Origin of the sequence: Erwinia psychrophila (assembly GCF_039023475.1) — a bacterium.
Taxonomy (GTDB): domain Bacteria; phylum Pseudomonadota; class Gammaproteobacteria; order Enterobacterales; family Enterobacteriaceae; genus Erwinia.
In genome coordinates this window covers 301,197-315,064 of the sequence record NZ_JBCHVB010000003.1, presented here as the reverse complement: position 1 = coordinate 315,064, position 13,868 = coordinate 301,197, and the positions used below count along the sequence as shown (strand labels likewise).

Here is a 13,868-nt window from a genome sequence, read left to right as displayed (position 1 = left end):
TGCTGATTAATGTATAACTGTTCAAATGCTAAACAGAAGAAAATTTAAAGCAATCGTTCTGATTGCTTGAACATATCAAACGGACAACCAGTGTGGAAAAGCCTTGGCATAATGAGGGTCAAATGGCCCCTCTTTAACTTCCATCATTAATGCCCGTTCGGAAACGCATTCAACACTATGTATATCACCGGGTTGGAATTCAACGATAGAAACAGGTAATGATTGACCGACTTCAAAAGACTTAATGATATTGCCTTTATCATCATAGAGTTTTATTCTTAAAACCCCCTGGACAACGATAAACATTTCCCACTGGCCTGGCAGCTCATGATAATGTGGGTCAACAAAACTCCCTTTGACAAAAGCAATAATCAAACGCTGTACTTTTTCCTGATGAGATTTATGCAACAGAAGGTGTGAGCGCTTGCGTTCAGAAGACTCAGCTTCGTGGTATAAATCATTTATTATTGTTTCATCAAACAGATGCATTATTACCCTTGATTTTCATTTCGATTAGCTGTGCAGCTGCGGTGACGGAAAACTCCTTACAAAGCAAATTATAAGCGCAGCCCCCCATTTCGTTACGTAATTCAGTACTATGGTAAAGTTTCTTTGCGGAAGTAAGGAGTTTTTCATCTTCACCGTTGATATGGATAAATCCGGCATTATTGTCAGTGATGATATCTTGTAAATCATTTCCGCGGTTAACGCTGCCGAGTACAGGTAGTGACTCGACCATATATCCCAGCAATTTACCAGGAAAGTTATGCGCAGTATGCTGAGATGAAAGGGAAAAAAGACCAATATCAATCTCAGCAAGGAGATGCTTAAATTCCTTCTGATTGACAGATGACAAATAGCTGAAGTTTTCAAGGTGCCATTCTGTGGCTAAATTATTAATTAGTTCAACTTCATCACCTTGCCCGACAAAAAGAAAATGTGCGTTTTTCTCATCCCGCATTCCCCGAACCAGACGCATCAGGTTAGCCATATCCTGCGCATGGCCAATGTTTCCGCCATAAAAAAATATGACTTTACTTTGCAAACCTAAACGTTGCCGGACGGGAATGTAATCAGAATGTGCTTCCTTGACAGGCTGTAAATCTGCCCAATTACGCAATACTTCACATGAGTAATTATTATTTACCTCTGAAAAAATCTGCAGGTTTTTTTCAGACATCAGACCAATAAAATCCGCCTGGCGATATGAATAATGTTCGAAATGACGGAAATACTTCTCCACCAAAGAGCCTGCTTTCAGCATACCTGCATCAATTACCCATTGAGGAAAAAGATCGCGTAGTACTAAATATGCCGGACAGCGACAGCGTTTTTTTATACGTTGAACAAGCCCCCCCCAAAAAATTGATGGAGAATAATATATAGCACTGTCAAAAGTATCCGGTTTAATCAGATGTTTTGTTGCACCCCAGGCTTTGAAGGATAAAAAAGTTTCATTGCCAGCGCGACGGATCTTTCCAACATCTTTAATCGGACCACTTTTGAAGCGCCAGACCGTGATGCCATCAACTTCATCAACTGTCAGTGCAGTTTTCTGATTAAAATCAGGCGTAATGACAGTAATACGATGCCCCCTGTGACTAAGTTCAACAGCAAGTTCGTGAAACATTTTAGCCCCAACGCGCGTACTATGGGGTAAATAATCATCAATGATTAAAACCAGATTCATTAGTACTCTTTCCAGACAACCCGTTTAATATAATCAGTATAAGAATGAATGATTCTGACCACCTTGTCAGATACATTCGGCATACTGTAATCGTATACCTGACGTAAGAGACGCTCCTCTCCACGAGGCTGCGAAGCGAGGATCTCCAGCGCTTGCAAAACCCTATTGGTTTCTAATCCTACCATCATTACCGAAGCTTCCTCGAAACCTTCAGGGCGCTCATGAGCTTCACGAATATTCAGTGCCGGGAAATTCATAATAGATGATTCTTCGGTAATTGTGCCGCTGTCTGACAGCACTGCCATGGCATTTTTTTGCAAATGGTTATAGTCGTGGAAGCCAAGGGGTTTTAACAGGTGAATATTGGTATGGAAGGTAATGCCATTTTCTTCAATACGATGCCGTGTACGCGGATGCGTTGAAACTATGACAGGTAAATTGTAGCGTTCAGCGATAGTGTTGAGGATGTCAGCAAGTTTTGCTAAATTTTTAGGCGAATCAACATTTTCCTCCCGATGAGCACTTACTACGAAAAACTTTTCTGCAGTCAGATTTAATCTTGCCAGTACGTCAGAAGCATCGATTTGGGGCATATAATGCGTTAACACTTCGTACATAGGGCTACCAGTTTTGATAATACGGTCAGCTGGTAATCCCTCAGTAAGAAGATAATCACGTGCTATATCGCTATAGGTAAGATTCACATCCGCAGTGTGATCAACAATACGTCGATTGGTTTCCTCAGGAACGCGCTGATCAAAGCAACGATTTCCTGCCTCCATATGGAAAATCGGGATTTTACGTCGCTTAGCCGGCAATGCTGAAATACAAGAGTTAGTATCACCAAGTACAAGCATCGCTTCAGGTTTTATTAAAGCTAATACTTCATCGACTTTGATGATTACCTGTCCAATAGTTTCCGCAGCGCTTTTACCAGCAGCGTTGAGGAAATAATCCGGTTTTCTAACCCCAAGATCGTTAAAAAACACTTCATTCAACTCATAGTCGTAGTTTTGCCCTGTATGGACAATGATATGGTCGCAGTAAAGATCAAGCTTTGCCAAAACACGAGAGAGACGAATGATTTCAGGACGGGTACCAACGACAGAGACTACTTTTAGTTTTTTCATGATAAAGCTCTCGCTATAGTATCAGGCACTTCACGATCGAATATTTCATTAGCCCACAGCATTACTAGCAACTCATCATCACCGATATTAGTGATATCGTGAGACCAGCCGGGAGCCGTTTCAACTATCTCAAAACTATCAGAGGAAGTGACAAGTTCATACTTCTCGCCGGTGATAACATGCTCGAATTTGAAACGGGCTTGGCCTTTGATAACAAGAAATTTTTCATTTTTTGTATGGTGGTAATGGCCACCACGCGTAATGCCGGGATGCGCCGAGAAAAAAGAAAATTGGCCCGCGCTTGGTGTTTTAAGCATTTCACAAAAAACGCCCCTTTCATCACTATAAGCTGGCACTTTATAACTAAAACTTTCCGGATTTAAGTAACTTAGCCAGGTAGAGTAAAGCGCACGAACGAAACCTTGACCTACCTCCTCCGTTATTAATGTATCTCTGCTTTTCTTAAAAGAATTAAGCATATTGGCTACATAACCAACGGTTACAGCATATATAGGAGATATCTGACGGAAGCCGCTTTCTCTTTCATCGCGCACAAGAGTTATCATCTCACTGCAAAAATCATCGATATAAATCATCGTGACTTCGGCATCAGGATTATGGATGGAGATCTCTTTATCATTAGCAAGATTATGACAAAATGTAGCAACGAAAGAGTTATATCCAGGTTTACACCATTTCCCAAAAACATTAGGTAACCGATAGATATAATAGCGGGCTTTACTGATTTTACCATAATCAGTAATCCACTTCTCCGCCAGCGCTTTGCTATGACCGTAAGTGTTTTCGCATACTGCCTGCGTTGAAGAACTTAGCATAACAGGGGGTTTTTTATCCGTAGTAGCTAAAACATTAACGATTTTTTTAGTAAATTCACTATTGCCTGTTTCGAATTCACTATCGTTTTCTGGACGATTAATTCCAGCCAGATGAAAAACAAAATCTGCCTGAACCAGTCCATCAATAAGTTGCTCCTCGGATGTAGCCCGCGTAATTTTGATGATTTTATTAAAACCGGCTTCAACAAGTCTTAAACAAAGATTTTTACCAAGGAAACCATCCGCACCTGTAACTAAAATATTCATATTATGCATCCAATTCGTAATCTTCTCCGGCCTGTAAAGCATGGATAAAAGGTAGCTTTAGCAACAAAGCTTTCATTCCTTCAACATCCAATCGGTGAGTATTATGAGAATTATAGTCGGTAACTTCAGAGATTCGTTTATCACCCTGCTCAACATATTTTCCATAATTAAGATCACGTAAATCAGGCGGAATCCGATAGTAATCCCCCATATCTATAGCAGCAATCATCTCTTCACGACTTAATAACGCTTCATAAAGCTTTTCACCATGACGCGTACCGATGATATTAACAGGATGTTGTTGTGCCTCTAACAACTCTTTTAAAGCAACTGTCAGTGTCTCAATAGTAGCAGCTGGGGCTTTTTGAACAAAAATATCACCGTTATTTCCATGCTCAAATGCATATAGAACAAGATCTACTGCATCTTCGAGTGTCATCATAAAGCGAGTCATATTTGGATCGGTGATAGTAATAGGTTGACCGGAACGAATTAAGTCAACAAATAGAGGTATGACCGAGCCACGCGAAGCCATAACATTTCCATAGCGAGTCCCGCAAATTACGGTTTTAGAACTATCAATATTGCGGGATTTGGCCACCATGACTTTTTCCATCATCGCCTTAGATATACCCATTGCATTAATAGGATACACGGCTTTATCAGTACTAAGACAAACAACCCTTTTAACTTGATTAGCAATTGCAGCTTCGAGAACATTTTCCGTACCGATAACATTCGTTTTGACTGCTTCCATAGGATGAAATTCACAAGATGGCACCTGCTTTAATGCAGCAGCATGGTAAATATAATCTACCCCACGAGAAGCATTCAGAATACTTGCATAATCACGAACATCGCCTATATAAAACTTTAACTTAGGATCATTATATTTCTTTCGCATATCATCTTGTTTTTTTTCATCACGTGAAAATATACGAATTTCTTTAATATCAGTTTTAAGAAAACGGTTGAGCACAGCATTTCCAAAAGATCCCGTACCGCCAGTAATAAGTAAAGTTTTACTTTCAAACATAATATATTAATCCCAATAATAAATATCATCAGTTCAGGAGGTGCAAATAGCTAAAATTTGCGTAGAAAATTACTGCTATCGTAGTTGAAATAGAAAATATAAGGGGTAAAATTAAATTTTTAACAGCTTTACTTTTCCTTGCTTCTCTGTAAGACAAGTATGCATAAAGCAAATATGATAGGGCCGTACTTGCGGCTGCTCCTGCAATACCTAGCCAAAACGTTAATACTACAGTAATCGCAACGTTGATAATTGCAATCTTAATAGTAATTACGGATAATTCCTTTGCTTTTCTTTCATAAAATATAAAGGCCGCATAATAATAATAAAATGACAGGAAATACATCCCAACAGCGATCAGTAGAAAAACAGGCATTGATTCTTTAAATAAATACCTCTCAGGAAAATAAGGGGAAGCTATAGCAACGAAAGAAACAAACACTAACCAAAGAAGTGAGACCGCAGTAAAATATTTTTTGTAAAATCTTTTACTCGAATATAAATCATGCTTATTGACGCATAATTGCGGCATACCCAAGGCTAATGAGCTGTTTACCAGCATAAATACAGCAGCAACCGAATATGCAAAGGAATATATTCCTAGCTCTACGTTTCCTGTAAACGCTTTTACAATAAATCTATCAGAGCCTGAAGTGATCCACTGCGCCACGATATGGGGCATTAAACTTATAGAAAAAATAAGCAGTGTTTTTTTTGAAGATAAATAATTTATGCATTTAATTAATGGCAAAAAAGTGTGGAAAATAATCTTAAAAAAAGGAATGGCGACAACTAAATTCGCTAATGCGAAAATAATTAACAAGTAATGTAAGTTACCCAGAAAAGATTTCTCGACATACCAGGTTATACCAATAAATGCCGCCAAAAGGCAAACTTTTGCAAGCGAAGTATAGAAAAAATATTCAACTTTACTTTTGAACCTTATAAGCGTTGTATTTACCAGAAATACGGCTTCAAGTATCGCATACAAAATCACTTCTAATGTGATATTCCTTTCAATCAGGATAAATATCGCTAAAAGCATGATGAATACTAACGTTACTTTATTAAAGACAGAGACAAAACTTAGGGTTGCCCGCCAGTTATCTGTAGTTTCACGTGCAATGATTGATGATATATTTAAACTTAATAATGGAATAAGAAACTGAACGATTATCACGTAAAGGGTAAAATCACCAAAATCATCAACGCTTAATAATGGGGATAATAACGGGATTATCACAAAGGCACTTAAACGGTTAAATCCAGTAGCAAGTCCATAAAGCAGGAAATTACGCATTATTAAACCATTTTTATTATTTTATCTGTATTGGTTGAGTCATCCCACCAAAATACTTGATATCCCGCGCTTTCATATTCGAGTCCCAGCGTTGAATCACGACAAAGGCACAAGTTGGCATCAGGAAAACGCTCATCTAAACATAAATCGGTCAATCTCACTTGCGATAATAGCTTATCGTTAAGATAAAGTGGATGAGGTCTAAACAATGTCTTCAGTCCTGATTCTATTAGTGTATGATAAAACACCAACTCCTCCTTCACATAAAAAGGATTACTAATAATTAGCACATCGCATTTATCATTCTCTATGACAATTATATCTAAAGTGGCATGTTTAACGATTTCAACTTTACTTAAAAAAATATTATTATCAAAAATATTTTGTTGCTGATTATTAAAGCAAGTCAGTTTCTTAACATTAGTTATTTTATTTTTTACGCAATAGCTGGGGTCTAAAAGCCCATGCTGAATTAATTCTATATCAAATAAATCTGACAGTGAACATATGGTAATCCATCTATCATAATGATTGGTGAGTATTAATTTATTGACACCTGCAGAATTTATTTTTTTTAGATAATTACTGAAGAGAACCAGCTCCAGGACAGAGGTGAGATGAAGATAATAAATAGGTTTCAAATGAATTGCTAATTTCAAGGAAAACCATATAGATTTAATATACCCCTTCATTACATCTTTATAAGAAAGATGGTTTAAAAAGTTAAGTATCCGATTCTCTACACATAACGTATAAGAAACTTCACCCTCATATTTTCTCCATAAAGATTTTATTTTAGGGTGCGATGTAAATGAAAGAAATATTTTTCTTGAATTAACAAAACAACATTGATCCCGTGCACGTATAGAAATGAAAATTACATATATAAAATAAAACATAAGTAAGGGCAGACAAAGATAATTAAAGTAGTTTGGAATCTTGTTTTTGAATCGAGCAACCTTGAAAACAGCAGCACCTTTTTTCTTGTACTTAAACTTGGAGACAAGGAATTCATCAATAGCAATTTCGTTTTCAATCGCTTTTCGCACGATATCAAAATTTTTCATTTCATTATTCATGATTCTAACTGAACCTTATCAGAAGATCTTTCATTACTTTTTTTGTTACAGATAAAGCCAGCAACCAGCCAATAGAGATAAGCTACAGGCCAAATATTTAAGATATTTGTAGTTACAGAAGCAAGAAATATACACAGCATAAACTGGGTGAAAGCCTTTTTACTATTATTGAAAATACTCAGATATATCAATAATAAAGAAAAAGAAATATATAAAACAAACCCAAAAAAACCAAGATTTATCCACGTATATACGAAGGCATTATCTGCATAAAGGTCAGGATGTGCAATTAGAGGATAGAATATATTGTCTGCAACGTTAGTGATGAAGCGAGTAAGATAATCGAATCTAGCAGTCACATTATCCATTCCCACTGAATCAGCACTTCTAAGATACTTATCCATATCTACAAGGTAAACCATAGTTATTATAGAAACTAACCCTATAATAGAAAGCGCAATGAAACGATAATATTTAGTAGCTTTAACCTTTAGACTAACCAGATCAATTATATTTAAGGCAAAAAGAAATAAAATAATGACTACGCCCGTCATCGAACCACTTAAAATGACTGAAACTGAACTACAAATCCAAACCCACAATCTGGACTTAGTATAAATGCTATTTTTAGAACCTGTTAGCAATGAAAGTGCAAGGCAGATGACAACAGCAAAATTATTTGGGTTGACAAATATTGATATACTTCTGAAACCTGTACTATTAAATCGCTCACTTATTTCATCAAAGAATAAAATTTCTAACACTGAAAATAAAGTAGCCAAATATATAATAAACCTCATCAACCTCAAGAGATTTTCATACTTAAATGCACCCGGCAATAAGAAAAAAAGAACAGGAATTAAAAAAGTTATGACTGAAAAAATTTGCGTATTATTAAGTATATAATATAAGGCAGTAAAAATTAAATATAATAAAAAGGTTGATAAGATAAAAATATTATCAGGCTTCAGTTCTATAAACTTAAAAGAAAAAATAAAAATAGCAATAATTAAGAAATATTTTAATAACTTTACAGGATTGTCTGGATTGTATATATCACCAGAATAAAAATACAGAAACCCATGGCAAAAAAATAGCATAACCAATACCATGTTATATTTCTCTAACTTGCTACTCATCATATCTTAAGCCATATATAAGTTAATGCATAATAATGCAAAATCACAGTTTTTCCGGAATCGCTAAACTACTATATATTTTTACCACATATCATAGCAATCATAATTGGCCCCCCTCTCCTGCTCGCTCTACGCAGGATAATGCGATCGTATCGATGGTTTCACGCTAAAAGACCACTGCTAACTTTATTTTCGTATTTTTTTATAAGCTGAAACCATCATCAACAATTATATTTTGGCCTGTAATATATTTTGCTTCATCTGAGAGCAAAAACTTCACCGCTCCAAGCATGTCCTTAACGTCCAACATGCCGGTTCCATTAGTATTGCTTTTGTAAGCACCGAGAAAGGCATCCGGTTGGTGGTCAAATATGCCGCCTGGGCTAACACTGTTTATTCTGAATTTACTATCCTTAACATATTTGACAACATACTTATTCAAATGCAAAAGCGCTGACTTTATAGCAGCATATTCAACTGGCATTGTCATTATAGTATCATTATAAATATCAAATTTGGGTGGAATAACGCCATAAACTGAAGAAATATTTACTAATGAAAACGGTGTACCATGACGTTTAAAATACTTTGCAGCCTGTTGGGTAAAAAGAAAGGAAGAACCGAGATGCAATGACAAGTTTTCATTAAAACTGTTTAGCGTAACATCAAAAAAATGTTTCCCGTATTCCTTATTTCTTGGATAAGTACAATTGACTGCGCCATCAATATGACCAAGACTATCAAACAGCATTATAACATTTTTTTCATTGGTGATATCAGCATCAATTAACTTAATGTTACAGGAATTGAGTTTCGCAAGGGCTTGAAATTGATCCGCATGTTTTTTTGGATTAATATCCATAGCGATAACATCAGTACCTTCTTCGAGCAGGGATTTGGTAACTGTCGCGCCTAAAAGCCCAGAACAGCCAGCAACAAGGTATGTTTTATTCTTCTTCACTATGCGTCCTTCTTTCCATTATTACTTCGGCCAAAAGGAAATCAGTTTCATCATCAATATCAACTGCTCTTTCTTTTGGTATTTCCACGCCAACGACTTTCCCGTCAAAAATACCGTTACTTTTGAGGATGAAATCTGGCTTAGAAATATAAACAACGGTTGTAATATCGTATACCGCTGGCGCGTCCTGACGTCTTGTTACCTGCCCCACAGGTTTTATTGCTAATCTTAATTGCTTTTGGCTATCCTGCACCACCATATTGAAGTAAGGGCTGCGATTTGCAGGAGTGATACCTATACAGAGATCGGCATCTCTTTCAACAAACGTTTTTAATGCCCTGTTTACATCATCAACAATCCTCAGCGGGCTGGTTGCAGGCAAGCTGATAAAGATATCAAACTCTCCTCTTTCCTTTTGCACCCACTCAATAGCATGACGCCATGATAACCATTCCGGACTTGTATCCGAAGCTAACTCAGCAGGACGATTAATGACGGTAGCTCCATATTCATTCGCTACTCGGGCAATCTCATTGTCATCGGTGGATACAAAAACCTCATCCACCGACGAAACGTTTTGAGCAATTATGATGGACCAGGCGATAAGAGGTTTACCACTCAAATATTTGACGTTTTTCCCCGGCAATCCTTTAGAACCACCGCGTGCGAATATAAAGGCATACTGCTGCATATTATCCCCAGATAGCTTTACTTTTGATAGCATCAATAACAGACATCACCTGCATTCCCTGCTGAAAGGATACACAACTATTACTTTCACATTTTATAAGTTTTATAAAATCCTGTAGCATATCAATGTACATAATGTTTTTATCAAAATCTGTGTCTTTATATAGCACCGTCTTACCAGATGCGTTATATAATAGCACACTATTTTTAATGATATCCCAGTCAACCCTTCCTTGCCTGCCAATTATACTAATAAATCTGGATGGTACTTTTTGGATGAAGTCTAAGTGAATTGTACAATAAATCTTTTTATTGCTGAGTAACACAATATCGGCAATCTCTTCAACGTCTAATCCTAACTCAACATCCTTCCTCAGGAAAGCAGACATAACCTCCAAATCGCCAAACAAATAATTTATCAAATCAATTTCATGACTTAACTCAAGAACCGCCCCGCCACCAAGTTTACTGCTAGCTGATACAGAGCTTTTATAATCCTTATCTTTTCTCCAGTCGGGTAAATACTGGCCTACACTTGCAACAACATTATAGATGTCGCCTAAAAGCATTTCATCCAAAATCTCTTTGACGATTTTTGTAGCTGGTAAATAACGAAGGCAGTAGGCGACTGCAATTTTATCTGAATTAACCTGATGGCGAATTAATTCAATCGCGCTTGCCGCCAGGGGCTTTTCTGACAGCACAGGGACGTTATTTCTTTGAAAGAAGGCTATATGTTCAGCATGAAATGGCGCTGGGGATGCTACGATAGCTGCCTCTGGCCTGAACTCAAGAGCTGATTGCAGGCTATCTAGTGAGATATAATCATCAGATTTTTCATATATTTTTCCGGAGGGGCTCAGCACGGCTATGGTACATTCAGGGTAAATCTTTTTTATATTATATATATGTTTTTTACCGATGCTGCCCAAACCGATAAGAACTAATTTATTCATGAAAGTTCAGTTCCAGATTGCATATGTCATTTTGTGCTCTGTTATAATCATCCATTCTGCCAATATCAAGCCAGTATTCATGGATGGGAAACATCATGACGCTGCCCTCTTCTGCTATCTTGTTTTCTAAAAGCGTGGGCATATCTATTCTACTATTTTTCTTAACACTTGTAACAATACTGCTATTTAATACGTAAATACCTGCGTTTACGTGAAATCTCTGTACAGGTTTTTCTTCCATACGAATAATTTTGCTTTTTTCGCCATAAATTACGCCATAAGGAATTTGATATTCATATTCGCGCACACACATAGTAGCATCAGCATTTGAATTATTATGAAAATCCAACAACTTATCAAAATCAATATTAGTCAATACATCGCCATTCATCATGATTAAAGGCAATCTATTGATATCATCGGGCAATAATCCCAAGGCCCCTCCAGTTCCGAGTGGGCTTTCTTCATAAACATAATGAATATTTATACCCCACTTCGATCCATCGCCAAAATGCTCCATGATTTTTTCAGGCATATAATGAGTTGAAATATAAAAATTTTTAAAACCATAACTGACAAACTCAGTAAGGGTTATTTCTAAGATAGGTTTATTACCGACCTTAAGCAGAGGTTTAGGGCAATTATCAGTCAGTGGTCGGAGTCGGGTGCCAAAGCCTCCGGCCATAAGAAAAACAGGATTATCATGAGAAATAACATCACGACTATCGTAGAGATCCCTAAGGCCTTTGACAATCCCTGCCTCAACTAAGGGGAGTGATAATATTCTATGATCTGTCATTATTTTTTTATGTATTTTAACAGATATACCAGGTTCAGAAGTAATTGGATTTTTATTCATAATACTATCTACGCTGGCATCCATAGATATATTATTTAATAAGCCCCTTCTGATATCCCCGTCGGTCACGGTGCCTAAAAGCCGACTAGCATCGTCAACAATCAAAACTATCCGTGACGCCTGCTCGTCGATGATTTTAAGTGCCTGGCGGATAGTTTCTTGTGGACCTAAAAGGATTTTTTCCCAATTACTTGACATCATTTAAGCTCCGTATGTGAGGCCTTGCGGGGTATAGAATAGAACAGGCATCAACCATCTTATTTACGACTACACCAGCACCTATTATGGAATTTTGACCAATTGTTATGCCTTGTATCACTGTAGCATTGGTTCCAATATGCACTTCAGAGCCAATCCTGACTCCTCCGCTTAACACTGAGCCAGGAGCTAAATGTACTGAAGCTCCAATCTGACAATCATGTTCAACAATCGATCCAGTATTAACGATTACGTCTCTATCAATTGTGCATCCAGGTTGTATCACCGCACGTGGCATAACTTGTACGCCTTCAGCAAGCTTAGATGCTGGCGAAACATAGGCGTCGGGAGAAACGATAGTCATGAATTGCAGTCCATTTTGACGGGCATTTTCCGCTATCCTGGTACGGAGCGTATTCCCTGGCATCGAACCTATGCCATTGACCAGAATATATTTATCCGGAGAGAGAGTGTAAATAATATCATCGCTATGCCAATATTCTGCGCCATTAAATAAAATAGTTTTCTCCGGTGGCTCTGGAGAAACGACAGCAAAAACTTTCATTCCTGACCGGGAAAGTATTTCAGCTAATACCGAAGCATGTCCACCACCACCGATGATAACTATTTTTTTATTCAACTATCAACTCTCCGATACCGTAATCTTTAGTCGCTATCTTACCTTTGAGAGACCAGTACATAGCAGGTGATATTCCAGTGCCGGGCCGCTTTACCTCAAGATTATTGTCATCAAAAATCTCTCCTTTCTTGATTGAAATTGCGGCAACCAGACTTTTTCTTGCAACATTTTTATTTTCGATTTCAGAATGTGATGGTCCTTTACGTCCAGAGCCGATCGCACTTTCAACTTCACGTATTGCTTTGACCATAGCTGATAGTTCATCTGGATTTAATGAAGCCTTATGATCGGGGCCTTCCATTTCCTTATCCAGCGTAAAATGCTTTTCAATCAGCACCGCTCCCCTCGCTACTGCAGCTATCGAAACTGAAAGCCCTTCAGTATGATCGGAGTAACCTACCGGCAATTCAAAAGCTGATGCGAGTGTATCCATAACCTTGAGATTTATTTCATCAAAAGGCGCAGGGTATTCGGTTGTGCAATGCAGTAATGTCACTTTATTTTTGATCGCTTCTCTTCCCGAAACCGAAAAGTAAGCCTTTTCAAACGCAGCGGTAGAGGGTTCCTGATCGGCAGGAGCAGTATAACCAAAGGCAATAACGCTTAATGCCGCTTCTATCTCTGCCAGATTCGCCATGCCAGTCGAGACTATCAAGTCAGCACCTGTTCGGGCATGAGCCAGAACTAAAGGAGCATTCGTTATTTCACCCGAAGGTATTTTGAGTTTTTTTAAGCCAAGATCATCTACAAGAAAGTGAAGACTTTCATGGTCAAAGGCAGTTGACAGGAATTCAATCCCTTTTTGTTCACAATATGCAATCAGCTTATGATGCACCTCATAACTCAGTTCTAAACGTGTTAGCATTTCTAACTGCGATTCAATTTTTTGCGTATTCTGTATTTGATAATTCGCCTGTCTGGCCGAAGCAGTAACTAAATTCTTCGCTTTAAACGTTTGGAACTTCACTACGTCAGCGCCTGCTGCAACTGCCGCATCCACTAATCGAAATGCCAAATCCTCATTTCCATTATGATTTACGCCGGCTTCAGCGATGATATAAGTTTTTTTCATTCTACCTTCCTTTAA

14 protein-coding genes are annotated in these 13,868 nt (G+C 37.7%); all 14 read right to left on the bottom strand.

The annotated features are described in order from the left end of the window. Nucleotides 1–75: 75 nt before the first annotated feature. Nucleotides 76–489: a WbuC family cupin fold metalloprotein gene (locus AAH446_RS10265; protein WP_342906612.1), complete on the bottom strand. Its 414-nt coding sequence runs from the start codon at nucleotides 487–489 to the stop codon at nucleotides 76–78. Then, entirely contained in the window at nucleotides 476–1,690 is a 1,215-nt protein-coding gene (locus AAH446_RS10260; RefSeq protein ID WP_342906611.1) for a glycosyltransferase family 4 protein, read from the bottom strand. The genes AAH446_RS10265 and AAH446_RS10260 overlap by 14 nt, the downstream gene beginning before the upstream one ends. Then, nucleotides 1,690–2,820, bottom strand: a complete 1,131-nt coding sequence (gene wecB, locus AAH446_RS10255; RefSeq protein ID WP_342906610.1) for a non-hydrolyzing UDP-N-acetylglucosamine 2-epimerase — start codon at nucleotides 2,818–2,820, stop codon at nucleotides 1,690–1,692. Before wecB ends, AAH446_RS10260 begins: the two co-directional genes overlap by 1 nt. Next, nucleotides 2,817–3,923 carry a UDP-2-acetamido-2,6-beta-L-arabino-hexul-4-ose reductase gene (wbjC, locus tag AAH446_RS10250; RefSeq protein ID WP_342906609.1) on the bottom strand — a complete coding sequence of 369 codons (1,107 nt, stop codon included), beginning with the start codon at nucleotides 3,921–3,923 and terminating at the stop codon, nucleotides 2,817–2,819. Before wbjC ends, wecB begins: the two co-directional genes overlap by 4 nt. 1 nt (nucleotide 3,924) lies before the next feature. After that, nucleotides 3,925–4,959, bottom strand: a complete 1,035-nt coding sequence (gene fnlA / locus AAH446_RS10245; protein WP_342906608.1) for a UDP-N-acetylglucosamine 4,6-dehydratase/5-epimerase — start codon at nucleotides 4,957–4,959, stop codon at nucleotides 3,925–3,927. 28 nt (nucleotides 4,960–4,987) lie between these two features. Then, nucleotides 4,988–6,259 (bottom strand): oligosaccharide flippase family protein, encoded by a 1,272-nt coding sequence (locus tag AAH446_RS10240; protein ID WP_342906607.1) that lies wholly within the window; start codon nucleotides 6,257–6,259, stop codon nucleotides 4,988–4,990. Nucleotides 6,260–6,261: 2 nt separating this feature from the next. Further along, a complete protein-coding gene (locus AAH446_RS10235; RefSeq protein ID WP_342906606.1) occupies nucleotides 6,262–7,338 on the bottom strand; it encodes a hypothetical protein in 1,077 nt (358 codons plus the stop codon). After that, entirely contained in the window at nucleotides 7,335–8,480 is a 1,146-nt protein-coding gene (locus AAH446_RS10230; protein ID WP_342906605.1) for an LTA synthase family protein, read from the bottom strand. The genes AAH446_RS10235 and AAH446_RS10230 overlap by 4 nt, the downstream gene beginning before the upstream one ends. A 199-nt stretch (nucleotides 8,481–8,679) precedes the next feature. Then, entirely contained in the window at nucleotides 8,680–9,438 is a 759-nt protein-coding gene (locus AAH446_RS10225; RefSeq protein WP_342906604.1) for an oxidoreductase, read from the bottom strand. Beyond that, complete coding sequence (locus AAH446_RS10220; RefSeq protein ID WP_342906603.1) at nucleotides 9,425–10,129, bottom strand: acylneuraminate cytidylyltransferase family protein; 705 nt, start codon at nucleotides 10,127–10,129, stop codon at nucleotides 9,425–9,427. The genes AAH446_RS10225 and AAH446_RS10220 overlap by 14 nt, the downstream gene beginning before the upstream one ends. Nucleotide 10,130: 1 nt before the next feature. Then, entirely contained in the window at nucleotides 10,131–11,084 is a 954-nt protein-coding gene (locus tag AAH446_RS10215; RefSeq protein ID WP_342906602.1) for a Gfo/Idh/MocA family protein, read from the bottom strand. Further along, nucleotides 11,077–12,144: a nucleotidyltransferase family protein gene (locus tag AAH446_RS10210; RefSeq protein ID WP_342906601.1), complete on the bottom strand. Its 1,068-nt coding sequence runs from the start codon at nucleotides 12,142–12,144 to the stop codon at nucleotides 11,077–11,079. The genes AAH446_RS10215 and AAH446_RS10210 overlap by 8 nt, the downstream gene beginning before the upstream one ends. Beyond that, complete coding sequence (locus AAH446_RS10205) at nucleotides 12,131–12,781, bottom strand: acetyltransferase (RefSeq protein WP_342906600.1); 651 nt, start codon at nucleotides 12,779–12,781, stop codon at nucleotides 12,131–12,133. The genes AAH446_RS10210 and AAH446_RS10205 overlap by 14 nt, the downstream gene beginning before the upstream one ends. Further along, nucleotides 12,774–13,853, bottom strand: coding sequence for an N-acetylneuraminate synthase (gene neuB, locus AAH446_RS10200; protein ID WP_342906599.1), 1,080 nt, complete (start codon nucleotides 13,851–13,853; stop codon nucleotides 12,774–12,776). The genes AAH446_RS10205 and neuB overlap by 8 nt, the downstream gene beginning before the upstream one ends. Between the last annotated feature and the right edge of the window lie 15 nt (nucleotides 13,854–13,868).